Source organism: Paenarthrobacter sp. CAP02, assembly GCF_040137855.1.
In the GTDB taxonomy this organism is placed as follows: Bacteria; Actinomycetota; Actinomycetes; order Actinomycetales; family Micrococcaceae; genus Arthrobacter.
In genome coordinates this window covers 185,928-210,401 of record NZ_JBEEII010000009.1, presented here as the reverse complement: position 1 = coordinate 210,401, position 24,474 = coordinate 185,928, and the positions used below count along the sequence as shown (strand labels likewise).

Below are 24,474 nucleotides of genomic sequence, written 5' to 3'. Positions count from 1 at the left end.
CTTTCGCGGTGCCAGGGAAGCGCACGACGTCGGCACTCGCCTTGGGTGCACCACTCACCTTCCGGGGACCGCCCAGATGACAAAAGATGGCAATCTTCGCGGGGAACATTGCCATCAAATGCCACTCGGCAGGGTCTTAGTTTTGGTTGAGCTCCGCGGAGATCGCCTTGGCCGCCTCACGCAGCATGGGCACAGCACGATCGGCGAAGCTCTGGTCCACGCGGGTGATGGGGCCGGACACGGAGATTGCGGTGGGCGTGGGGGCGTTGGGAACAGCCATCGCGAAGCACCGGACGCCGAGCTCCTGCTCTTCCTCGTCAATGGAGTACCCGCGCTCACGGATCAATGCCAGGTCAGCGAGCAGGGAGTCGATGTCCCCGATGCTCTTCGCCGTCGGGGTGGGCATGCCGGTGCGGGCCACGATGCCGCGGACAACCTCGTCATCCAGCTGGGCCAGGATGGCCTTGCCGACGCCGGTATCGTGCGTGTGGGCGCGACGGCCAACCTCGGTGAACATGCGCATGGAGTGCATGGACGGAACCTGGGCCACGTAGATAACCATGTCCGAGTCCAGGACCGCCATGTTGGAGGTCTCTCCGAGTCGTTCTACGAGGGTCTTGAGCTGCGGGCGGGCTACGGCACCGAGTTGCTTGCTGGCACCTTCGCCGAGCCGGATAAGCCGCGGGCCCAGGGCGTAGCGGCGATTCGGCAGCTGGCGAATGTAGCCGAGGGAGACCAGGGTCCTCAACAGGCGATGGATGGTAGGCAGGGGCAAATCCGTGGACGAGGAGAGCTCGCTCAAGGTGACGTCGCCACCGGCGTCCGTGATCAGTTCCAGCAGTTCAAAGACGCGCTCAACGGACTGCACGCCTCCGGAGGCTTTTTCAGCCATTCCCTTGTCTCCAATGACTCAGATTCCGACAACTCTTATCCGCATCGTGAAAAGAATTGCTTAGAACACCCAACATACAGCACGCATGCAAGCGGCGCGATGACACCGAACATGACCAAGCAAGGGGTTGTGTTTCCACTTTGTAGATAATAATATCCATAATACGAAAACATTTTGTAGGAACGGCGGCCCGGGAACGGGCCTAACAGGAGGAATTTCAATGGCGAATCCGAGCCCCGGAAACTCGATCACCCTGCGCGTCGCCGCACCGTCGAGCTTCACCGCTACCAGCGAACTGGCAGCAGCCGTCGGCGCAGCCGGTGCAGCAATCACCGCCCTGGACGTCACGGAATCCCACCACGAGAAGATCGTTGTCGACGTCACCTGCAACACCACCGACGACGACCACGCAGCCCGCGTCAAGGACGCCCTGAACGCACTCGACGGCGTCACCGTCCAGCACGTTTCGGACCGCACTTTCCTCATGCACCTCGGCGGCAAGCTCGAGGTCGTCCCCAAAGTAGCCCTGCGCAACCGCGACGATCTTTCGCGCGCCTACACTCCCGGCGTCGCCCGCGTTTGCATGGCCATCGCAGAAGACCCGGCCGCCGCCCGCAACCTCACGGTCAAGCGAAACACCATTGCTGTCCTCACTGACGGTTCCGCCGTCCTGGGCCTGGGCAACATTGGCCCGGCCGCGGCCCTCCCGGTCATGGAAGGCAAGGCTGCGCTGTTCAAGCAGTTCGCCAACGTTGACGCCTGGCCGGTTTGCCTGGACACCCAGGACACCGAAGAGATCATCATGATCGCCAAGGCCATGGCCCCCGTTTACGGCGGCATCAACCTTGAAGACATCGCCGCACCGCGCTGCTTCGAAATCGAGAACCGCCTCCGCGAAGAGCTGGACATCCCGGTCTTCCACGACGACCAGCACGGCACAGCGATCGTTACGCTCGCAGCCCTGGTCAACGCCCTGCGCGTCGTGGACAAGAAGCTGTCGGAGGTCAAGATCGTGGTTTCGGGCGTCGGTGCTGCCGGCTCCGCCATCATCCAGCTCCTCAAGGCCCAGGGCGCGCAGCACATTATCGCCGCGGGCCGCTCGGGGGCCATCCACTCGGGCGAGGAATACAGCGACGAGCACCGCAGCTGGATCGCCGCGAACACCAACGAAGAAGGCTTCTCCGGCACCCTGCACGATGCCCTCAAGGGTGCTGACGTGTTCATCGGCGTCAGCGCGCCGCACGTGATCGGCGAGGACCAGGTCGCCTCGATGGCCGAAAATGCGATTGTGTTCGCCATGGCCAACCCGACGCCGGAAATCGATCCCGTGATCGCTTCCAAGCACGCCGCCGTCGTAGCTACCGGCCGCAGTGACTTCCCCAACCAGATCAACAACGTGCTGGCTTTCCCCGGATTCTTCCGTGGGCTGCTGGACGCAGGGGCATCGGACATTACGCCTGACATGCTGGTGGCCGCCGCCGAGGCGATCGCCAACCGGGTGGCTGACGATGAGCTGAACGCGAGTTACATTATCCCCAGCGTCTTCGATCCCCATGTTGCTGCCGATGTCGCTGCTGCGGTGGCAGCCGCCGCGCACGCAAACGCCGCCAGCGCGCTGTAGCACCAGCGCACCCTAGAAGAAGGAATCCGCTCACATGGCTATTACAGTCACTGATCCCCGGCCGATCGATCGCGCCGAGGAGATCCTCACCCCGGAGGCACTGGCCTTCATCGAAGAACTGCACACCCGCTTTGCCGGCACCCGCAACGAGCTTCTCCAGGCACGGAAGGTCAAGCGCCAGAAGGTTGCGGACACGTCCCGCCTCGACTTCCTTCCGGAAACCCAGGAAATCCGCGACGGCGACTGGAAAGTCGCCGAGGCTCCTGCGGCTTTGCAGGACCGCCGCGTTGAGATGACCGGTCCGGCAACCCCGGCCAAGATGGCCATCAACGCCCTGAACTCCGGCGCGAAGGTATGGCTCGCTGACCTCGAAGACGCCAGCACCCCCACGTGGCCCAACGTCATCGACGCTATCTTGAACCTCCGCGACGCCGCCCGGGGCACCTTGAGTTTCACCTCCCCCGAGGGCAAGGAATACCGGCTCCGCACGGATGCTCCCCTGGCCGTCGTTGTTGCCCGCCCCCGCGGCTGGCACATGGAGGAAAGCCACGTACTGCTCGACGGCGAACCCGCCGTTGGTGCGCTGGTGGACTTCGGCCTCCACTTCTTCCACATCGCCAAGCAGTTGCTGGAAAACGGTCACGGCCCGTACTACTACCTGCCCAAGATGGAGAGCCACCTGGAGGCACGCCTCTGGAACGATGTGTTCGTCTTCGCCCAGGACTACCTCGGCGTCCCGCAGGGCAGCGTCCGCGCCACAGTGCTGATCGAGACAATCCCGGCAGCGTTCGAGATGGACGAGATCCTCTACGAACTGCGTGACCACGCTTCCGGCCTCAATGCCGGGCGTTGGGATTACCTCTTCAGCATCATCAAGTACTTCCGTGATGCCGGCGAAGAGTTCGTGCTCCCTGACCGCGCCACCGTTGCCATGACGGCACCCTTCATGCGCGCCTACACCGAACTCCTGGTCAAGACCTGCCACAAGCGCGGCGCCTTCGCCATGGGTGGCATGGCCGCCGTCATCCCCAACCGCAAGCAGCCGGACGTCACCGCCGCAGCCTTCGACAAGGTCCGTGCCGACAAGACCCGCGAGGCAAACGATGGCTTTGACGGTTCCTGGGTTGCCCACCCGGACCTGGTGCCCACCTGTCGCGAAGTCTTCGATTCCGTGCTTGGCGACCCTGCCAACGGCGGTAAGAAGAATCAGCTGGATAAGCAGCGCCCCGAGGTGAACGTCACTGCTGAGCAGCTGATCGACGTCGCGTCCGCCGACGGTACCGTCACCGAAGCCGGGCTGCGCCTGAACCTGTATGTCGCCGTCGCCTACACCGGCGTGTGGATCTCCGGCAGTGGTGCCGTGGCCATCCACAATCTGATGGAAGACGCCGCGACTGCGGAGATCTCCCGCTCGCAGGTGTGGCAGCAGCTCCGCAACAAGTCGATCCTCGCGGACACCGGCAACACAGTGACCCGCGAACTGGTCACCCGCATCCTGGGCGAAGAGACCGAGCGCCTGCGCATCGAATTCGGCGACGAGAACTTCACCAAGTACTACGAGCCCGCGTCCAAGCTGATCGAGGACATCTGTCTCTCCGATGAGTACACGGACTTCCTGACCACGCCGGCGTATGAGCTGGTGGGCTGAGATGGGTTCACTGAGTTCATCTGACCTGGCCCACATCGAGGAACAGCTGACCGCGACGGACCAGTTGCTGGACCGCAACTACCCCGGCGACGACGGCTCCCGCCAGCCCATCCACACCGTCTACATCCCGGCGGACCGCTTCACGCCCACCTTCCTGGCGGACTGGGGCGCCCAGGCACTCGCGACGGCGGAAGCCCACGGCGGTCTCGAAAAACTCGGACAGCTGTTGGGCCAGGAGCCCGACTTGGCTGCAGCCGTTGCCGCCCGGGTAGCTTCCAAGCTGGCCTCCGAGCCCATTGAGGACCTTCGCCTGGACTTTGAAGACGGCTACGGTGACCGCGGCGACGAGGCAGAAGACGCCGACGCCGTTGCTGCCGCCAACGCCGTTGCAGCTGCTGTCGCAGCCGGAACAGCACCGCCGTTCATCGGTATCCGCTTCAAGTGCTTCGAAGCCCCCACCCGGGCCCGCGGCCTGCGCACCCTGGACCTGTTCGTGTCCACGCTCGCAGCAGCCGGGGAGCTCCCGCCGGGCCTGATCCTCACCCTGCCCAAGGTCACCACTGTGGCCCAGGTCCAGGCCATGGATTACGCAGTGTCCCGCCTGGAGGAAGTCCTTGGGCTCCCCGCTGGCCGGCTCCGCTTTGAGGTGCAGGTGGAAACCCCGCAGCTCATCATCGGCGCGGATGGAACCTCGCCTGTGGCCCAGCTCCCCCACGTGGTGCCCGGCCGCATTAGCGCCCTGCACTACGGGACTTACGACTACAGCGCGTCGCTGGGCATCTCTGCGGAATACCAGTCCATGGAACACCCCGTGGCAGACTTCGCCAAGCAGGTCATGCAACTGGCCGTCGCCGGCACAGGCATCCGCCTGTCCGACGGTTCCACCAACATCATCCCCGTCGGAGACGCCGTGGAAGATGCATGGAAATTGCACGGCCGCCTGGTCCGACGTTCCCTGGAAAACGGCTACTACCAGGGCTGGGATCTCCACGCCGCGCAACTGCCCAGCCGCTTCTCGGCGTCGTACGCCTTCTACCGCGAAGGTCTGCCCGCTGCCGCGCTTCGGCTGCGGAACTACGTCGAACGGACCGAAGGCGGTGTCATGGACGAGCCCGCAACGGCCCGTGCCCTGGCCGGCTTCGTCCTCCGCGGTGTCCAGTGCGGCGCAGTGGGGACCGACGAGGTCAAGGCGCTTGCCGGCGTCGAACTTCCCCAGCTGACCGCGCTTGCGCATCCCCGGCTCGCACAACCGACTTCGCACTGACTAGGAGCACCGCATGGGCAACTATTACTACCCGCAGGGCGGGCTGCCGCCGCAGACCCACCTGACCACCGAGCGGGCCATCGTTACCGAGGCCTACACCGTGATCCCCAAGGGCGTCCTCACGGACATCGTGACCAGCAACCTGCCGGGCTTCACGAACACCCGTTCCTGGATCATCGCGCGGCCGATCTCCGGATTCGCCACCACGTTCTCGCAGCTGATCGTTGAGATCGCTCCGGGCGGCGGCGCTCCCAAGGCTGAGTTCGAGTCCGGCGTCGAAGGCGTCATTTTCGTGACCAAGGGCCAGCTCAACCTGACCCTCGACGGCGAACTGCACCACCTCGAAGAAGGCGGCTACGCCTACCTCGCGGCCGGCGCTGAGTGGGGCGTGGAGAACATCTCCGACGACATCGTCTCCTACCACTGGATCCGCAAGGCCTACGAGCGGCTGGAAGGGTACGAGGCAAAGTCGTTCGTGACCAACGAGAAGGACGTGGAGCCCACGTCCATGCCGGACACCAACGACGTCTGGAAGACCACCCGCTTCACGGACTCCAGCGACCTCGCCCACGACATGCAGGTCAACATCGTCACCTTCCAGCCCGGCGGGGTGATCCCCTTCCCGGAGACCCACGTCATGGAGCACGGCCTATACGTGCTGGAGGGCAAGGCCATGTACCTGCTCAACAACGACTGGGTTGAGGTGGAGGCCGGCGACTTCATGTGGCTGCGCGCGTTCTGCCCGCAAGCTTGCTACGCCGGCGGCCCGGGCGAGTTCCGCTACCTGCTGTACAAGGACATGAACCGCCAGGTGAAGCTCACCTAGTCCTTACCCCACTTGCGCCGAGATCGCCGGAAAGCTGCCAGTTCGCTGGAGTTTTCCGGCGATTTCGTCGTTTTCCGGCGGACTCGGTGCTTCAGATGTTTAGCGGCGACGGCCGATGGCGATCCGGCTACTTGCCCATCCCAAGCGTCAGTCCCTCGGTCAGACGGCGGCCCAACCAGACGTAGATGATGAGCATCGGCAGGACCACGATCACGAGTCCGGCGAACAGTCCGCCCCAGTCAGCCCCGGAGTACGTCTGCTGCTGCACGAACGAAATCAGGGCTACTGGCAGGGTGTACTTTTCCGTGGATTGCAGGAGGGTAAGGGCCAGGAGCGTTTCATTCCAATGCGAGATGACCTGGAGGATGAACGCCGTCAGGATGCCACCTTTGGCGAGCGGCAGCGTAATGCGCCAGAACGTGCCGAACGCTGTGGTCCCATCCAAGGCCGCAGCTTCCTCCATCTCCAGGGGCAGGGATCGGAAGAACGCCGTCAACAGGAAGACCGTGAACGGCATCGACACCCCGATATAGACCAGGTTCAACCCGATGATGCTGTCGGTCAGGTACACCTTGTTGAGCATGACGAACAGCGGGATCAGGATGACTTGCGCCGGAATGCCCAAGCCCAGGATGAAGTACAGGCTCAGGCCCCGGGTGAGCCTGTTGTCCACGCGGCTGAGGTAATAGGAGCACGGGGCCGCGATGGCTACCGTCAGGACCGAGGAAACCACAGTGGTCAGCAGGCTGTTCCACGTTGCGACGGCGAAGTCACCCACGGTCCAGGCACGGACGAAATTCCCGAAATCCAGGGACGTTGGGACACCCCAGGGGTCATCGAGGATGGACCTGGTATCGCGGAACGCCTGGGCCACCATCCACACCAAGGCAGCAATGCTAATGACGACCACCAGCCACAGCAGTGCTACCCCTGCCCCGCGGACAACGTTGCGTTCTCCGCGCAGGGCCGGGCTGACCCCACGCCGCCCCCTCCGGCGGATGGACTTTGCAGGGACCAGGAGTTCAACTTCAGTCATGTCATTTCCTCTAGAATTCGACGGCATCCCGCCGCATGGCGCGGCGCAACAGGACCACCAGGACGGAGATCAGGGCAAGGGACAGCACCGCTGACGCTGTTGCCGCGCCATAAGCCGGCGTTGACTGTCCTGAGAACGCATTGACGTAGGTGTAGACAGCGGCCGTCCAGCTTTGCGTCGGTGGCACACCGGCACCGGAGCTTCCACCGAAGACCCAGACGATCTCGAAGATCTTCACGGAGGAGATCGTCCACAGCACCGCGCAGGTGCCAAAGACATCCCAGGTCAACGGCAGGATGACGTACCGCAGCCGTTGGAAGGCCGTGGCTCCGGCCAAGGCGCAGTCCTCGTAGTAATAGGGCGGAATTCGGTCGACACCGGCCATCAGGATGGTGGTGAAGTAACCGGTGGTGGTGCACACCAGGGTGACCATGATGAGCGGGAAAATGTTGTCCTGCGCCAGCCACTTTGGCGGATCCGTCACGCCCAGCGGAGCGAGGAGGCTGTTGACCATCCCACCGGGATTGAAGATGAACCCGGCCAGTACGCCGAATACCAGTGCGTTGATGAGGTGTGGGAAGAAGATGACGTTGCGGGCGATCTTCTTCCCTGCCATGTCCCTGAGGACCAGCGTCAAGGCGAAGGCCAGGACGAAGATTGCCGCCCCCACTACGAAAAGCAGGAGCAGTGTGTTCCCGAACGAGGAAATGAACAGTTGGTCGCGGAAGATCCTGCCGTAGTTGTCCAGCCCTACGAATTTCATGGGGCCCGAACCGGCCCACTTGTGCAGGCTGATCCACACTGCGCCCAGGGCGGGAACGATGAACAGCACCGTGTACAGGACGAAGGCCGGGCCGACAAAGGGAATCAGCAGCTTCTTGCGCTGCACGTCGATGGAACTTCCGCCGCGTTGGCTGCCGCGCCGCGATGTGTGCTGAAGCGGTTTTCGGGATTCCGATCCCCGATCGGCCGTGCGGCCAACCCGGCGGTCCTTCAGGCTCAGTGTCATCCGTTGTCCTTCCAATACTGGATCTGGGCGGCCTTCATCTTTCCGACAAACTCATCTGCAGTGGTCTTCCCGAGGAACAGTTCGTCGTCTTTGGGGAAGAAGACCTTCTCCATGTAGCCGGGGAAGGTCACGCCGTCGTTCTGGAGGTGCGTTGCGGGGGCCGCGTCGATGGCCGCCTTGACGGACTCGACGGCGGGTGCAACCGGTGCGTCCGGCCTGACCGGGAGCACTTTGGCTTCTGTGCCGAGGGCGTTCTGGTACTTGGAGTTGAGCATGAAGGCTGCGAGCCGTTGTGCGGGAACCTGGTTCTTCGACTTTGCGGGCACCGCGAAGCCGATGAAGTCCACCCGGGCACTTGCCGGCTTATCGCTCATGGCCGGGAACTGGAACGACGAGTATTCGAATCCTGGGGCAGCGTAGGAGCCGGTCTCGGTGGGCGTCCAGGAACCGTTGAGCATCAGGGCCGCGTCGCCGTTCGCCCACAGTTGCTGCTGCGCAGGGAACTTGCTCGCGTTGTAGCCACTGTTGAGGTACCCGCCCTTGACCAGGCTTTCTACTTTGCGGGCGGCTTCAAGGACTTCAGGAGCATTCCAACCGTCGCCGGACTTGTCCTCCACCAGCGCCTTGAAACTTCCCGCGCCCTTGAGCCGGAGCAGCGAAGTCACGAACCATGTGGCGTTGTAGCCGGCAATGTCACCGTCCGCGGCGACGGGAGCTGTCCCACTTGCCTTCAACTTGTCCAGTACGTTGATGAATTCATCCCAGGTGGCAGGGGGTTTGGCCTTGAGCTCAGGGTGCTTTGCTGCATCAAACCAGATGCCATCGGAGCTGACGCTGTAGGGGACCATCCACGGTTGGCCGTCTTCCCCTTTGAAGGCTCCGTTGCTGGTGAACTTCTGCGGAATCACCTCACTGATTGAGGTGTCATCAACCTTGTATGAGTACACGGAAGTCAGCGGGCTGGCCTGTCCGGTTTCGCCGATGACGGGCGCGAGTTTGGCCAGTGTTCCGTCCACCAAATCAGGCACATTGTTGGTGTTCAATGCAGGAACGAGCTTTTCACTATTGCTGCGGCCCTGCCATTGGACGCTGACCTTGGCCCCGGTTTCCTTTTCGAAGTCGGCGATGGCAGCAGCAATGACCTTTTGCTGTGGCTCACCGTCTTTCCACATGGACCAATAGTTGATGGTCTGCCCGGAAATGGAGCCGGAGATGTCCACGGCATCGGCCACGGTGGAGGCGTCAGTGGCTCCACCGCAAGCAGTCGTGGTCAGTGCTAGTGCGACGCCCATCAGGGCAGCCAGTGAGCGAAGATGACGGGCTGGTTTGCCCATGGGGATCACCTTTCGAGAGTGGGGGAACCGGCCGGATGCGGTTCGGTGAGACGACTCTCACAGCCACGGAAAGCAGGATTCAATGAGTACTTCGCAAAGTCTGCTGTTTTCCCGGAGTGCTCATCAGAGGATTCGGTGGATTAGGCATTTATTCCTCTTATGACGCTCCTCAACAATCAAGATGATCTGTTCAGGCAGACACTGTCTGCATTTCGGCTCCGAGCTAAAGAGGGAACTTGATACGACTGGGAATCATTGGTGCCGGTGCCGTGGCGCACTTCCACGCGGAATCCGCCGGGCGGATCAGCAACGTGGAACTGGCTGCTGTCTGCGATCTGCAACGGGAAGCGGCGGACAGGGTCGCATCACCTTGGGGTGCCCGCGTATATACGGACTACACGGTGATGTTCCGTGAAGCCGGCCTGGATGCGGTGATCATCAATACCCCACATGGGTTGCATTTGGAGATGGTGCTGGCCGCGGCCGCCCAGGGTTTGCATGTGCTGGTGGAAAAGCCGATGGCAACCACAGTGGTGGACTGCGATCGCATGATCGAGGCCTGCGGCAACGCAGGGGTGTCCTTGGTGATTGGACAGATCCAGCATTTCCTCCCGGAGAAACTGGCCGTTGAGGAAGTACTGGCTACTGGCGAACTCGGCGGGGTCCTGATGATCCGCGACTACCGCACTACCGACTACCGGCCGGGCACCCGCCCCGACTGGTTCTTCAGCGAGGCCATGGCCGGCGGCGGGGCGCTGATGAATATCGGCGGCCATTGCCTGGACCGCAGCATCTGGTTCGGTGGCGCGTCCGTCGAGTCGCTGACCGCCTCGACCCTCAAACGCTTCGGGGTTCCTGTGGAAACGGACGGCACTATTTCTTTGACGCTCCGCAACGGCGTCCATGTCACTGTCGTGGTGGTCTCTGACGCCGCCCAACGCATGGATGAGGTGCTCATCGTGTGCGAGCGCGGCGCTGTCTCCTGCAGCCCCCACCATGGAACCCAGGTCCGGTTCGACGGAAAAACACGGACCGTGTGGGTGCCGAAACCGGAAGATATCCAGGAGGGCTTCTTCCGCCAGCTCAGTGACTTCGTCAATGTACTCGACGGCGGATCACCGAAAGTCAGCGTTGAACACGCCCGCCACATTGTGGAAGTAGTCCTGGCCTCCTACGAGGCAGCGGCGTCCGGCAATGAAGTGGTGCTGGCATCACGTGCGGATCACAAGATCCTGAGCCACATCCGCTAAGGGCTCCGCCGGGCCGCGGCCGTGCCGTCCCAATTGGGAGGAGTGAAAGCACCCAGGGGATCCTCCAGCACGGTCGCAGTCTGGCCCGCACCGGCTACCGGGAGCCAACTGCCATCCAGCCCGGGAAGCGCATGGCGTTGGAACCACTCCTGGAGTTGGGCCCTCATACCCGACACCTGGATGGCATGCGCCGGGTCATCCACGAGGTTCGTCCTTTCCTGGGGGTCTGCCCCCAGGTCGTAAAGTTCGTGGGGACCGAGCGGGTACCGGTGGACGTACTTCCATTCAGTGCTGCGGATCATGCGCACCGGACCGTACTCATCAAAGACCACGACGGCGCGTCCCCCGGCAGCCTTGGCCGGCCCGTCGTCGTCGGGGTTCTCGTTGGTGCTGTTGACTGCCGCCTCCGGCAGTGGGCGAAGCAACCCCGCGAAGGATTGGCCAGGTCCGTTTTCGAAAGGTTCCGGGTCCAGGCCTGCGAGTTCCAGAACGGTGGCGGCGACATCGTAGGCGGACAGCAGATCCTCCCGGACAGCCCCCTGCTGGATCCGGCCGGGGAAGGCGAAGATCGCGGGGACTTTAACGGAGGAGTCGTAGACGTTCTGCGGGTATGTACCGTTGCCCTTTCCCCAGATGCCGTGGTGGCCGCAGTTGAAGCCGTTGTCGCTGCTGAAGATAACGAGGGTGTTATCCCTGATCCCCAGGTGGTCCAGGTGATCCAGGAGCCTGCCTATTCCGGCGTCCATGGCACTGACCGCCGCAAAGTATCCCACCAGGGCAGCCCGCACATCCGGCTCGCCCCCGATCGGTACCCCATCCACGGTGGGAGTCCATGGGTGGAGGGGTTCCTGGGGACAGCTGGTGAAGTCGCAATGGGCATAAAGCTCTTCAAACTCCGGCGGATGCTGGCCTTTCCAGGGCTTGTGGGGTGCCGTGTAGTTGACGGCAAGGAAGAAGGGCCCGGATTGCTCCGCGGCATCGGTGGCGAATGCGATGGCGTCGCGGGTGATCGCATCCGTCAGGTACTCGGTGACCGTCTCCCGGCGGCTGGAACCCCCGTCGAAGCTGTACATCACCGACCTGTCATAGGGGCTGCCTCCACCCTGCAGCGCAAACCAGTGGCTGAAACCTTGCCGGGGGACATCGTTTGCACCAAGGTGCCACTTGCCCGAGAGCCCCAGACGATATCCGGCCTCGGCCAAGGCGTCGGTGAAGAGAGGTTGGCCTTGAAGATAGTCCACCGCTCCCGGGCCGGTTTCAACACCTGCCAGGTAATCATGGACGCCATGGCGTGAAGGGATGCTCCCTGTCATGAGGCTTGCACGGGCCGGCGAGCAGACGGGCGAGACGCAGAAGAAGTTCTCCAGGCGTGTGCCGCTCTCCGCGAGGGCATCAAGGTTTGGTGTGCGGATCTCGCTGTTTCCAGCACACCCCAAGGCCCAGGCGCCCTGGTCGTCGCTGAGGATAAAGAGGATGTTCGGCTTTTCGTTGGACACCCTTCATTGCTATGTGCCGAGGAAGCGAGGAATCAATGAGCATTCAGGATTACGTCACTGAGAGGCGGAATAGTATCTAAATACTCCCTCTTTGATGCGGCAAGATGGGAGGAATTACCGCCGACACGTGGAGCCCCAGCATGCCAAGGAAAACACCCGGGCCGGAGCAGGCTGCTCCCGCCTCCGCCACCATCCGCGACACCGCCAAGCAGAACCTGAAGTTCCAGAACCTCAGCGACAACCTGCGCAGGGGCATCCTGGCGGGCACCTGGGCTGTTGGCACAAAGCTCCCAACCGAGCAGCAGCTGTCCGTGGAAACCGGCCTGTCCCTGACCACCGTGCGCAGGGCCTTCGAGGACCTTGTGGACAAGGGGCTCGTGGTCCGGAGGCAAGGCGCCGGGAGCTTCGTGGCCGCAGCGCAGCGCTCGCCAAAGCGTTCGCGGTACGTGATTGGCGTCCTCCTGCCGGACACTCAGCTTTACTATCCGCAAGTGCTCCAGGGCATCGAGGAGCATCTGTCGTCCCGCGGTGCGAGCCTCCAGCTTTCCACGTACCACTACGACTTCACCCGGGAAAACGACAGTATCGAGTTCCTGTTGGACGCTGGCGTTGACGGGCTCATCCTGGTGCCGACCTTGACCGGCCTGGCTAATCCCCAGCAGCGGGTGGCCGAGCTGATGGCCCTTCCGGTCCCGGTTGTCCTGCTGGAACGCAGCCTGGACGACCTGGGACCGGGAGACCGGACCGAACACGTCTGCTCCGATCACCAGGGCGGCGCGTACGACGCCGTCATGCACCTTCATCGCTTGGGTCACCGGAGGATTGGGCTGCTCACGCGGGCCAACGAAGCCGCACGAAGCAGCAACCCCACCCAGGCCGCCGTGATCGCAGGGTACGCGGCGGCCGTCGAATCCTTGGGGTTGGATAACAAGGGGCACACCATTGCTTTCAGCGCCACCAAGCCCGAATGGGAGGCGGACCAGGCTGAGCACATGTTCCAGCTCCTGTCCGGCAGCGGCGCCACTGCAGCGTTGGTGTTCGGCGACCGGGAAGCTGCGCTATTGGAGGGTGCGGCGGCCAGGCACGGTGTCAGGGTTCCCCAGGACCTGGCTTTGGTTTCCTATGACGACGAGATGGCCGACCTCGCCCAGGTTCCCCTGACCGCGGTATCACCGGCCAAGCATCGCCTCGGTGTCATGGCAGCCGATGTCCTGCTGCGCCGTCTGACCGAGGGCGATGCTTGCCCGCTGTACCAGATCCGTTTGCGGCCAAGGATCGTGATTCGTGATTCCTGTGGGGCCAAGGCAGTCACCCGTACCTAGCCCCGTGGCGGCCTAGCGGCCGAGCTTGACAACCCGCGCCTGCCCACCAAGGCCGGACGTGTCCAGCGTCAGGGTAGTCCTGCCCGAAGCGTCAATTCCCAAGGTGCCTGCGCCTTCGACCACGCTTGACCAAGTACCTTCCGGCAAGATCAAAGTAAGGCTGGCGGCCTTTTGCGTTGGTTCGCTGACAGCCAGGCTCAGCACGTTGCCGTGCCTGGAATACACCACGCACGCCGGGCCGGAGGCTCCGAGGTCGCCCGCGGTCCCAGGCTTCCAGAAAGTCGCTGCAGTGGCCTTTGCAGCCTTGAATTCCACGGACTGCGCGGTCGCGTCGTTTCGGATCACCACGTACTGCTCACCCTTGGCAAGCTTGCTGCATTCCTTCGAGGACACTCCCGGGGCCACCAGGTAGGCATAGCTCTTCGGTGCAGAACCGGCGCCGTGGTCAAAGTAGAAGGTGGCGAAATTCCGGTTCTGTACAGTGCTGCTGCCGTTGATGTTCACTGCCGACCAGCTTCCGGAACGGCTTTCCCTGAGCACCGTAAGGGGAGATGAATCCAGCACGGCGTAACCGCCAAACCCTTCCAAGTGGACCCACCGGTCGTCACTCAGCACAACGGCGTTACCCGTCGTGTCCGCTATGGTGCCCGACGCCGTCGTGAGTGCGTTGGTGCCTTGATGCAGGTTGCGGTGGTCAACGATGCTTTCCACCCTGGCACCGGAAGCAGTGGTGATGTCGGCACCAAGGCAAACGGTGACGTCCCCGTCCACGAACCAGGACTTCCGTGCCGACAGTCCGGTCCGGCCCGGACCCACTAGATGCTGCCCGACGGCGGCCACCTCACCAAGCGCCGCGGACCCGGTCCACTCGTTCGCCGGAACGGCAGCACCCCATTCGCCTTCTACCTTGTCCGGCAAGGGCGTGGTGTCCACCGTGGTGCCTGGAAGTCGGTTGTAGTTGGCGGTGGCCCAGAAGGCGTCGTCGTATTGGGCCAGGTCCGAGGTGTAGAAGTACGTCATGCCGGAACCCGTGTGGTAGCCGCGGTTGTTCTCGCCGTTCCCGCATTCGTACCAGGCGATGCGGTTGCTGGACATGGAAAGCGAAAGCGCCCAACCACTCCCCCGGTGCATGGTGCGGTCCATGGCCGGGAAGAGCCTGTGCCCGGCCTGTTCAGCCACCGGTGCAACCCCTGCGGACTGGAGTTCCTTCACCAGCGCGGTCCTTGGCACGCTGGCGCCCTTGAGGATTGGTCTGTACGTATTGCGCGCAATCCACCCTGCGCACAGCCCACTCCATCGGGCGGCGGTAGCGGTATCCATTGCGCGGGCGAGGAGGAGAATCGCTTCGATCGCTGATGCCCCCAGGTCGTATCCGGTATTGGCTTCCCGGCTGATGCTCCTGCCTCGCACGGCATCGGCCATGGCCCCGTTCACCATGACCGGAGCAAATGATCCCTCCACTGCGTCGAAGAAGATACTGCGGGACGGATCCGAAACCTGGAACGCCGTACCGCCCAGGAGCGCGAAGAGCTTGGAAAGGCCAGTAAGCAGGACAACCCCATAGGAACCGGTGTAGGGCGTGGTGCTGTGCTGGATGAACGAGCCGTCGTGGAAGATGCCGTCCCCGCTGGTGACGTACTGCCACACTTGGCTCAAGCCGGCAATGGCGTGCTGGAGCTTGCCCGTGTCTTCTCCGGCCAGGGACCGGATGATGATTCCTTGGCACAGGTCCACCCGGTTGGCGCCCACGGAGGTGATCTTGCCGCGCTTCGGTGGAAACTGCAGCCAAGGGTCCGGAACAAAGTGATCTATGGCTGCCGAATATGACTGGATCTCAGCCGCGGACAACTCCCCATGAAGCAGGACCATGGCGTCGGCCAAGGCGCGGGGCACGCCGATTTCCCACGACCACCAGTTGCCAACTTCTTCCTTGGTGTCGTTATAGCAAAGGGCGTTGGCATCAGCGAGGCCGGCTTTGATGTCAGCCAACACCGAGGCATCTCCGAACACGGCCGCAGTAGGTGTTGCCCAGGCCGTGGCCAGCTGGGAAAGACGTGTATAGGTGGTGACCATCTCGGCGTCCTTGGCCAGGGACAGGTCCGTGAAAACCGATGCACGGCCGGACACCCGGTTGAGCTTTGCCAAGGAATCAGCGGCCTTGCTGTTCAGGGCAGCGATCGCCGCGGCAAAATCCGGATCACCGGCCTGGATGACCTTGCGGCCGGTGATCTGGTCCACCCAGCGGTTCCGCAACGCTGCGAACTCCGAGGCATCCGGAGGTGTGTCGGCCCACGCATTTTCGGCAAACATCGAGCTGACCACTGCTGCGAGGGACAGGGCACCGGCTCCCTGAAGAAGGGTCCGGCGAGGGAATTGAAGTGACAAGGAGTTGCTCCTAACACTCGTGGATGGACACGGTCCGGCATCCTTTGGCCGGGGCCCTCCACTGGCTTGGGTTGTAGTCAACGCGAGGAGGAGGGGAGGAATAAAGCAGTTATTCCTGTCGGACCCCTTCGGTAGAGTGCAGCACATGGATGACAAAGCGACGCTGCTCACATACCTCAGGAATCGGCGGGAGGATCTCCTCAGCAAAGTCGAGGACCTCAGCGAGTACGACGCCCGCAGGCCCATGACGCCCACCGGCACTAATCTTTTAGGGCTCATCAAGCACGTCGCCAGCGTCCAGTTGGACTACTTCGGTGTGACGTTCGGGCGGCCCAGTGGCCGGGAACTTCCGTGGTTTGCCGATGGTGCCGAGCCTGATGGGGACATGTGGGTTCCGGCCAACGAAAGCCGCGAAGAGATCATGGAACTCCACCGTTTCTCTGCCGAACACAGCGACGCCACCATCGAGGCACTGCCGTTGGACGCGGCGGGCGTGGTGCCCTGGTGGAACGAGGCAAAGAAGAACGTAACGCTTCACCAGATCCTGGTGCACATGTGCGTCGAAACGGCCCGCCATGCCGGGCATGCGGATATTCTCCGTGAACTCATTGACGGTTCGGCAGGCCAGCGGCCAGGGGATCTCAACATACCGGGAAAGTCCACGGAGGAGTGGGCAGCGTACCGGGCCCGCATCGAGCAGGCCGCAGTGGAGGCAGACCACAGCAACCGCTGACACCCTGACAGCGCCCGACGACGGTACTCACGTACCGCCGTCGGGCGCTGTTATGCGGGAAGTCCACCGGCGCAAGTCCGCCCCGCAAACTTGATACGAACTTGAGCTAATCGAAAAGGTTCCTTGATACATCAGCGCCACGCTGGAAGCAGTCGAAGCACCAATACACGGAGTCTTCGGCATCGAATTTCCAGTATGAAAGACGACGATGTGGGGGACCCAATGGACCAGTCAGCAGCTCTCAGTGAGGTGATGGCCGTCAAGGGCATCATCCAGGATCAGCACCCCGTGGATTTCTACGCGCTGGGTGTCGCAGGATGCATCGACCGGCTGGCTGCTCCCCTTCGCAGGGCCGGTGTGACAGTGCACTGGCACACCCCGCACCATGGAATCGAAATCTCGTCCTCCGCGGCGGCCCTTTTGTATCACGTGGCCCAGGAAGCTTTCAGCAACACTCTGAATTATGCGGGAGCCAGCGAGCTCACCATCCGCCTCAACGCGGTTTACCACGGCATCCAACTCACCATCACCGATGATGGCAGCGGCTTCGAAATCCATGCCGCGCCCAGTGGACGGCGGCACGGTTTCGGGCTCCTCATGATGTCGATCGCAGTGCACGACGCCGGCGGGACAGTGGACATCGACTCCGAGGTTGGACGGGGCACCAGCGTCAGGGTCACCCTTCCCTTGGATTGAGTCCTATTTGGGACCTTATTTAGGCTTCCACCCCATGGATCGGCGGCAGAGCCGGACGTATTCTGTACCTACTTTTCAGCCTCATATCCCTACGGAATGGCATCGAAAATGGCGCGGAACAAGGGTCGTAAGCCAGCTCTCGGGAAGGTCCTGCTCAGGATCTTCGGTTTCTTCTTTGTAAGTATCCTCTGCGGCGTGCTGATCTCCGGGTTCGTGGTGCCCGTAGTCGCCTTCACCAGCACCACGGTGGGTGGATCCATCGGGTTCTACGAGAGCCTGCCCAGCGAACTCAACGTCGACTCGCCGTCCCTTTCCAGCACTGTTGTCACTGCCGACGGCCAACACATTGCCACCTTCTATGCCGAGAACCGGGTGAAGGTTCCGCTGGAGGAAATGTCACCCTTCATCCGTGAGGCTATCGTCGCCATTGAAGACAGCCGGTTCTACGAGCATCCGGGTGTGGACGCCCAAGGCATCATGCGGGCGCTGAGCTCCAACCTGACCAAGGGAACCAGGCAGGGCGCCTCAACGCTGACGCAGCAGTACGTGACGAATGTCCTTAACGAGTCACGGCTCACCCAGGGACGGCCGGAAGATGTGGTCCTGAGCGGCGAAAAGACCATGGGAGACAAGCTCCGCGAGATCAAGCTGGCCCTGGAATTGGAAAAGCGGTTCAGCAAGGACCAAATCCTTGAGGGCTACCTGAACATTGTCTTCTTCAACCGGAACGCCTACGGCATCGAAGCGGCGTCGCGCTACTTCTTCAGTACGTCCGCCAAGGACCTGACCTTGCCGCAGGCCGCACTCCTGGCCGGCTTGGTGAACGGGCCCAGCGTCTACGATCCAACCGTTGCCCCGGACGCCGCAGTCGCCCGGCGCAACCTGGTGCTGGACAGGATGCTGGAGCAGGGCAAGATCACCGCCGTGGACCACGGGGTTGCAGTGGCGGCACCGCTGGAACTCAACATCACCCCGTCCATGCAGGGCTGTGCGGGGGCCACCATCGCCACGTATTTCTGCGACTACGTTTCGCATCTCATCCTCAACAACGACGCCTATGGCTCAACTTTGGAGGAACGCGAGCGGCTCCTGTTCCGCGGCGGCCTCACCATCACCACCACGCTGGACAGCAGGCTCCAGGCCGCCGCGCAAAAACAGGTCGATGCCTCGGCCGGCGACAATCCTGACAAGTGGGGCGCGGCCATGACCACGGTGCAGCCCGGTACCGGCAAAATCCTTGCGATGGCCCAGAACACGGTGTTCGTTCCCGAGGAAGGGAAGTACGATACCCAGCTGAACTTCAACGTGGATGCCAAGGACGAGAACGGCTACGACCTCAACGGTGCCGGCGGCTTCCAACCCGGGTCCACCATGAAGCCGTTCATCTATGCCGAGTGGCTCAATGAGGGCAAGAATCCAACCGCGGTGGTGGATGCTTCCCGCCGGGTCTACCCGGTGGGCTTCCCGTGGCGTGACAGTTGCGGGAAAGTGATGGGTGGCTACAGCACGGCCCAGAAAGCGGCCAACCTGGGCGCCGACGACGACCTGCAAAACAACGACCCCGGCTACTACCGTCCCATGCCCATCAACTACGGGCTCTACAACTCGATCAATACGGCCACGTTCGCTACTGCCGCGCAACTGGATTTCTGCGGTATCCAGCGGATGGTGGACACCGTGGGCCTGCACAGCGGCCTGGACAACGCGCCGGTCAACATGCACCAGATCGGCAACCTGCTCGGTTCCATCGGCGTGGCGCCCGTGGTCCTGGCGAGTGCTTACGCCACCTTCGCCAACGACGGCACCTACTGCGCCCCCATCGCCATCACAGAAATCAAGGACGCCCAGGGGCGGCAATACGATGCCCAGCAACCCGAGTGCCGGGATGCCGTCAAACCTTCCGTTGCCCGCGGAGTCAATGCCGTGTTGCAGGACGTACTGAAGATGGGTTCCGGCGTCTACATCGAACCCAAGGTTCAGAACCAGGTCCCTGTCGCAGCAAAAACCGGAACCTCGAACAACAACGGAGCCACCTGGGTGGCCGGCTTCACCACGGCGCTCGCTACGGCGTCGTTCTTCGGGGATACCTCGGCGGGCCAGCAACGGGCGGGCCAAAACGTCACCATCAACGGCAAGTTCTACAGGTCGCTGGACGGCTACATGATCGCAGGTCCACAGTGGGCAAACTACATGATGGAAGCCACGGCGCTCTACCCCAGTGGTCCCTTCCCTGCACCGGCTCCCCCACCGGCTCCGGTCACCCCTGCACCTACTGCGCCGCGGTAGGTGTCCACGCCGGCGAGATCCCGCCCGGCGATGTAGCCGAACGTCAGCGCGGGACCTAGGTTGATGCCGCCTGCCGGGTAGTGGCCGCCCATGACGTTGGCTTGGTCATTGCCGGTGACGTATAAACCGGGAATGGGTTCGCCGTCGTGGTTGAGGGCGCGGCTGCGGCCGTCCGTCTCCACGCCAGCGAACGTGCCGAAGCTGCCCGGAACCACCCGCACGGCATAGAACGGGCCCTTCTCGATCGGACCCAACGACGGGTTGGGCTTGTTGCCGGCATCGCCGCCGTACCGGTTAAAGGCGGTCTCGCCCCGGCCGAAGTCGGGGTCGACGCCGGCACGCGCGTTGGCGTTGAATCTGGCCACTGTTCGACGTAGACCGGCGGGGTCTATGCCGCACTTCTCCGCCAGTTCTTCGATCGTCCTGCCCTTGATCAGGTATCCCGAGCGGAGGTACGGGAACAGAGGCACGGGCAAAGGTTTGGCCATGCCCAGCGGGAACCTGCGGACAAAGCGGCTGTCCGCGATCTGCCACGACTCCACGGTTTCGCCTTCAGGCGTTGCGGCCAGGAGCGCCTCGACGTAGTCGTAGTAGCCGTTGGCCTCGTTCACGAACCGCTGACCGTCCGCGCGGACACCGATGCTGCCCGGCTTGGCCCGGTCCATGATGTGCGGGAACACCCCCGTCCTGCCGTTGCGGTAGGGCACCAAGGACACCGGGCACCACGCGGCAGGCGATTTCACCGCAGTCTTGAAGCTGGCCCCCACAGACTGGGCCAGGTTGATGCCGTCGCCGGTGGTCTCCCGTGGCGCAAGCGTCCAGTGCTCACGGCCCGTTGGGGTTTTGGGGAACAACTCTTTCCGTCGCTGCACATCGTTGGGGAAGCCGCCGGACGCCAGCACGACGCCGCGGGCAGCGTTGATCTGCAGCTCACCTTCCGGTGAACGCACGACGGCGCCAGTCACCGTGCCGTCGTCGTCTTTGAGTAACGCTGTGGCCGGTGTGGAAACGCGGATGTCGACGCCGAGGTCATCAGCCGATTTCATGAGCCTGCCTGTGAGCGCTGTGCCGTTGACCAACTGCATGTTGCGGCGGTGCGTCAGGAGGTCCAGGAGGTGGAAGCCGAAACGCCAGCCCGCGTGGAAAAGTCCTTTGGGGTTTCCCTGTGATGCCGAGAGAAATTTGCTGAGGTCCGGGCCTGCCATGATGCCCATGCCGAGGAACGATGTTTCGTACAGTTGGTGGCGCATCCTGGCTCGCACGCTGGGTTTGATGGCGCGGGCGTTCAGGGGTTTGGGGCCTACGGACCGGTTGCCGGTTCCTGCTCCGGGCAGCTTGCCGTAGATGTCGTTGATCTTGCTGCCGGGAACGAACTGCAGGGATGTTTTGTCGTGGAAGAAACCCACCATGTGCGGGGCAGCCTCCAGGAAGGCATCCACTTTATCCTCCTGATAGTCCTCCCCAAGGACCCCTCTGAGGTACGTGCGGAAGGTGTCCTTGTCCTCCCTGACACCTTCCTTTTGGGCCAGGGGATTCCCCGGTGCCCAGGCCCAGCCGCCGGACCACGATGTTGCCCCGCCGCACACGTCAGCTTTTTCCACCACGATGACTTTCAGTCCGTGATACGCGGCCGTCACTGCCGCTGAAAGGCCTCCGGCCCCCGAGCCGATCACCAGGACGTCGCAGTCCACGGTGGGCAGAGGTTGCTTGGTGTTCATTTGGTGCTCCCGGTAAGTGCTGCGTTGTTGATTGTGAGGGTGGTGAGGACAGCTCCGGCTGCCGCTTTGAGGTGTGTGGCCCATCCGGATTCGCCCAAGGCCGCGACCCGGCTGTCCGATGGCGTTTCGACACTGACCGGAGTGCCGGCAGGTAACGCAGCTACGAGGGACGCAAGGTCGAATTCGCCTTCCCCGGGGACGCCGCGCTCGGAACGGGACTCCTTGATCAGTTCCTCCCTGGTGCTTGGCGGTGAGGAAGGTCCATCGCAAAGTTGGATCAAAGGAACAAGGTCCGCAGCGGCCACAAGCTGATCCAGTGAACCGCCGAAGCGGTTGACGTGGAGGGCATCCACTACGATCTTGCAGCCCGCCCGGCGTGCCAGCACTGCGGCCTGCGGTATGGAACGGACGGCCTGGTAAGCAATGGGTTCCAAGGTAGGCATGATGCCGTAGGCCTTGCCGTCCTGGGTCATCTGCGCGAGGTGGTCCCCAAAGCGATCAAGGTCCGGGTCCGCGCATGCCACCGTCAGGGTCGAGGCACCCAAGGCTTGGCCGGCTTCCATCATCTGCAGCCACGCCTGGCGCTGATCGGTCCCGTTCTGCAACCCTGTTCCGTCCAAGAGCAGGAACTCGATGTCTTCAACCGTGATCCCTGTGTCAGCCATGCGGGCCAGGGTTTCGCGAAGCATGGGCGAGCCCGGTTGAAGGTCATAGGGTCGCTCGGATGCAGTAACCGGCCGGACCCGTGCGCCAATGAAATCGAATCCTGCCTGGGCTGCGATGCTCACCAGGTCCGGAGGCGCGGTGCCGACCAATGAAAGCTGGGCCAGTCCCAGCCGCCGGGGCTGACGTTCGCTCTGCTGTGCGCCGAAATCGCCGGAAGCCTGCGGCTTCGCTGGAGAGCTCCAGCGACCTGGCACCGTTCCCGCGAACTCGGCGCCCATCCCGCGTCCGGCCAGCGTCGAAGCGATGCGTTGGGCTGCGTCGTACCCACTCTTCACAGCGTTGGACACCATAGCCGGAGAGGTATCCACAACCGTCCCGGCCAGCGCGACCGGCACGGACGCAGCCACGCTGAGTCCTGCTTCCCGTTCCTCCAGCGTGAGGGAACCATCCAGCGGCAGCACGGAACGTGAAACCAGGAGATCGCCCGGAGCCTCAACCCACTGGTCCTCAACACCCGCTCGGCTGATTCGGACCCGGGAACCGTCATACTCCTCGATGGTGCTGGACAGGAAAATCCGCACCTGGGGGTTGGCCTCGAGTCGTGGCACGGCAAGGATCTTGGCACGGCGCCCCGACTCAGGAGCCAGCGCCGCCTGGGGGCCCACGATCAGCACGGCTGTGCCCAGGGACGCGAGGGTGTCCGCCACACTCATGGCCACGGAATCCCCACCCCATATGGTCACAGCTTCGGGAACAGCAGCCGATGAATCGCCGTCCAGGATGTCCGGATGGGCGGCGAGCCAGTCCCGGACATCGGACACCTGCGGCAAGTCGGCCCCGATAAACCCTGGCGTCGGCCGCAGCCCACCGGTAGCAAGGACCACGGCATCGGCGCCGACCTCGCGGGCCAGCTTGCCGGCGTCGGAGATATCAACGCAGGCTCCTAAACGGACTTCCACGCCCAGCCGCTCGTTTTCCGAACTGGACCACTCAGCAAAGCGGTGGAAGTCCGGCGTCGATTTCATGCGCTCAGCCATGGCAAACTGGCCGCCTGGCCGCACGCCGTCGTCCATGAGCGTCACTCGGGCACCGGCTTCGGCGAGTTCGCGGGCGGCTGTGAGGCCAGCGGGTCCGGCACCCACCACCAACACCCGGGACGCCGGACGGACAGCAGGAGTAGGAACAGGGACCCGTGAGCGTCCAACCTCAGGATTGACCGTACAGGTGACCTGGCCGAGCCCTAGGTTATCGATGCAGACGTTGCACGCGATGCAGGGCCGGTAGCGTTCGCCCCGAAGGACGCCGCCAACAAAGGCAGGGTCTGCATGGATGGCACGGGCCAGGCTCACGAAGTCGCAGGTGCCCTGGGTCAGGACTTCTTCGATGATTTCCGGCGAATTCAAGCGGCCAGCCATGCCCAGGGGAAGCCCGAACTGCCTGTATGCCTTGGCATAGTCGGCCAGGATCCCGGGCTTCCACTCCCCCGACTGCACGATCCATTCACCGGCGTCGTAACTGCCGGCCGAGAGGTCCAGGAAGTCGAGTTTGTCCAGGTGGGCCTTGGCGATGATGGCCATTTGCTGCTCGGCGCTGATGCCGTCGGCCGGGCCTTCCACCACCGAAACCCGCATGCCCACAATCGTGTCCGGCACGGCCTCCCGCACGGCGTCGATCACGAGGTTCATGAAGAACCAGGGAGCTGCGAACTCGTCCGTCCGGTGGTTGGAAATGGGCGACATGAACTGGTGGATCAGGTACCCGTGCGCGCCGTGGAGGTTGATGACATCGAACCCGGCGGCAACAGCGCGGCGGGCTGCGGCCGCGTACGCCGCCACAAGCTCGTAACACTCGGCAGCGGTGAGTTCGCGCGGAACCTCCCCACCCGCCGTCGGGCATGGAACCGGCGACGGCGCGAGGTTCTTGAAACCGGAAACTGCGGCCTGCGCCGTGCGGCCGCCGTGGTTAAGTTCGACGGCGGCGAGCGCACCTTCCGCATGCAAAGCGTCGGTAAGGCGGCGCAGCCCAGGGATCATGTCATCCGTGTGCAGGCCAAGTTGGTGGGTTCGGCCCTTGCCGTCGGCCCGGACGTAGGTGGCCTCAGTGGTGACCATGCCCAGTCCGGCTTTGGCGCGGGTGACCAGGTAGTCGATGTATTGCTCCGTGATGTAGCCGTCCGTGGTGCCGTAGTTGCGCTCCATGGGCGCGGAGGCCAGTCGGTTGCGGAGGGTCTTGGGGGTACGGCCGTTGCGGCCAAGGGTCACGGGTGTTCCGGCGATTCGTGCCTGTGCCATG

General features: G+C 63.2%; 17 protein-coding genes. 9 read left to right on the top strand and 8 right to left on the bottom strand.

All coding sequences use genetic code 11. From position 1 onward, the window contains the following. Positions 1-136: 136 nt before the first annotated feature. Positions 137-892 carry an IclR family transcriptional regulator gene (locus ABHM97_RS16625; RefSeq protein ID WP_062071662.1) on the bottom strand — a complete coding sequence of 252 codons (756 nt, stop codon included), beginning with the start codon at positions 890-892 and terminating at the stop codon, positions 137-139. Positions 893-1,112: 220 nt separating this feature from the next. Here ABHM97_RS16625 and ABHM97_RS16620 point away from each other — a divergent pair, with 220 nt between their 5' ends. Genes ABHM97_RS16620 through ABHM97_RS16605 form a run of 4 tightly spaced genes read left to right on the top strand, consistent with a single transcriptional unit; the run spans position 1,113 to position 6,251 of the window. Next, complete coding sequence (locus ABHM97_RS16620; RefSeq protein ID WP_257369697.1) at positions 1,113-2,513, top strand: NAD-dependent malic enzyme; 1,401 nt, start codon at positions 1,113-1,115, stop codon at positions 2,511-2,513. 34 nt (positions 2,514-2,547) lie between these two features. Beyond that, a complete protein-coding gene (aceB, locus tag ABHM97_RS16615) occupies positions 2,548-4,161 on the top strand; it encodes a malate synthase A (RefSeq protein WP_349471546.1) in 1,614 nt (537 codons plus the stop codon). A gap of 1 nt (position 4,162) precedes the next feature. Next, the gene (locus tag ABHM97_RS16610) at positions 4,163-5,425 is read left to right on the top strand and encodes a DUF6986 family protein (protein WP_349471545.1); all 1,263 of its coding nucleotides are present in this window, start codon (positions 4,163-4,165) and stop codon (positions 5,423-5,425) included. Between the two features lie 13 nt (positions 5,426-5,438). Further along, a complete protein-coding gene (locus tag ABHM97_RS16605) occupies positions 5,439-6,251 on the top strand; it encodes a bifunctional allantoicase/(S)-ureidoglycine aminohydrolase (protein ID WP_349471544.1) in 813 nt (270 codons plus the stop codon). Between the two features lie 127 nt (positions 6,252-6,378). On the opposite strand, the gene ABHM97_RS16600 is transcribed toward ABHM97_RS16605, so the two are convergent. From ABHM97_RS16600 to ABHM97_RS16590, 3 genes are read right to left on the bottom strand one after another with little or no spacing between them, the layout of a single operon-like run. Continuing rightward, the gene (locus ABHM97_RS16600) at positions 6,379-7,287 is read right to left on the bottom strand and encodes a carbohydrate ABC transporter permease (RefSeq protein ID WP_235517478.1); all 909 of its coding nucleotides are present in this window, start codon (positions 7,285-7,287) and stop codon (positions 6,379-6,381) included. Positions 7,288-7,297: 10 nt separating this feature from the next. Further along, complete coding sequence (locus tag ABHM97_RS16595; protein WP_349471543.1) at positions 7,298-8,296, bottom strand: carbohydrate ABC transporter permease; 999 nt, start codon at positions 8,294-8,296, stop codon at positions 7,298-7,300. Then, on the bottom strand, positions 8,293-9,630 hold the full coding sequence (locus ABHM97_RS16590) for an ABC transporter substrate-binding protein (RefSeq protein WP_349471542.1): 1,338 nt from the start codon (positions 9,628-9,630) through the stop codon (positions 8,293-8,295). Before ABHM97_RS16590 ends, ABHM97_RS16595 begins: the two co-directional genes overlap by 4 nt. A gap of 236 nt (positions 9,631-9,866) precedes the next feature. Here ABHM97_RS16590 and ABHM97_RS16585 point away from each other — a divergent pair, with 236 nt between their 5' ends. Further along, a complete protein-coding gene (locus tag ABHM97_RS16585) occupies positions 9,867-10,880 on the top strand; it encodes a Gfo/Idh/MocA family protein (RefSeq protein WP_349471541.1) in 1,014 nt (337 codons plus the stop codon). On the opposite strand, the gene ABHM97_RS16580 is transcribed toward ABHM97_RS16585, so the two are convergent. Next, positions 10,877-12,376, bottom strand: a complete 1,500-nt coding sequence (locus ABHM97_RS16580) for a sulfatase family protein (RefSeq protein ID WP_349471540.1) — start codon at positions 12,374-12,376, stop codon at positions 10,877-10,879. The genes ABHM97_RS16585 and ABHM97_RS16580 overlap by 4 nt on opposite strands. A 140-nt stretch (positions 12,377-12,516) precedes the next feature. Here ABHM97_RS16580 and ABHM97_RS16575 point away from each other — a divergent pair, with 140 nt between their 5' ends. Next, positions 12,517-13,698 (top strand): substrate-binding domain-containing protein, encoded by a 1,182-nt coding sequence (locus ABHM97_RS16575; protein WP_349471539.1) that lies wholly within the window; start codon positions 12,517-12,519, stop codon positions 13,696-13,698. Between the two features lie 12 nt (positions 13,699-13,710). Here the strand turns inward: ABHM97_RS16575 and ABHM97_RS16570 are convergent, their stop codons facing one another. Then, positions 13,711-16,083, bottom strand: coding sequence for a polysaccharide lyase 8 family protein (locus ABHM97_RS16570; RefSeq protein ID WP_349471538.1), 2,373 nt, complete (start codon positions 16,081-16,083; stop codon positions 13,711-13,713). A gap of 145 nt (positions 16,084-16,228) precedes the next feature. Between ABHM97_RS16570 and ABHM97_RS16565 the strand changes: the two genes are divergently transcribed. The 3 genes from ABHM97_RS16565 (at position 16,229) to ABHM97_RS16555 (ending at position 19,798) form a co-directional block, all read left to right on the top strand. Beyond that, positions 16,229-16,816, top strand: coding sequence for a DinB family protein (locus ABHM97_RS16565; protein ID WP_349471537.1), 588 nt, complete (start codon positions 16,229-16,231; stop codon positions 16,814-16,816). A 195-nt stretch (positions 16,817-17,011) separates the two neighbouring features. Next, positions 17,012-17,512 (top strand): sensor histidine kinase, encoded by a 501-nt coding sequence (locus tag ABHM97_RS16560; RefSeq protein ID WP_235517492.1) that lies wholly within the window; start codon positions 17,012-17,014, stop codon positions 17,510-17,512. 108 nt (positions 17,513-17,620) lie between these two features. Continuing rightward, positions 17,621-19,798: a transglycosylase domain-containing protein gene (locus tag ABHM97_RS16555; RefSeq protein WP_349471560.1), complete on the top strand. Its 2,178-nt coding sequence runs from the start codon at positions 17,621-17,623 to the stop codon at positions 19,796-19,798. On the opposite strand, the gene ABHM97_RS16550 is transcribed toward ABHM97_RS16555, so the two are convergent. Then, positions 19,723-21,516: an FAD-dependent oxidoreductase gene (locus ABHM97_RS16550; protein WP_349471536.1), complete on the bottom strand. Its 1,794-nt coding sequence runs from the start codon at positions 21,514-21,516 to the stop codon at positions 19,723-19,725. The two genes, ABHM97_RS16555 and ABHM97_RS16550, sit on opposite strands and share 76 nt — an antisense overlap. After that, a complete protein-coding gene (locus tag ABHM97_RS16545; RefSeq protein ID WP_349471535.1) occupies positions 21,513-24,473 on the bottom strand; it encodes an oxidoreductase in 2,961 nt (986 codons plus the stop codon). Before ABHM97_RS16545 ends, ABHM97_RS16550 begins: the two co-directional genes overlap by 4 nt. Position 24,474: the final 1 nt, after the last annotated feature.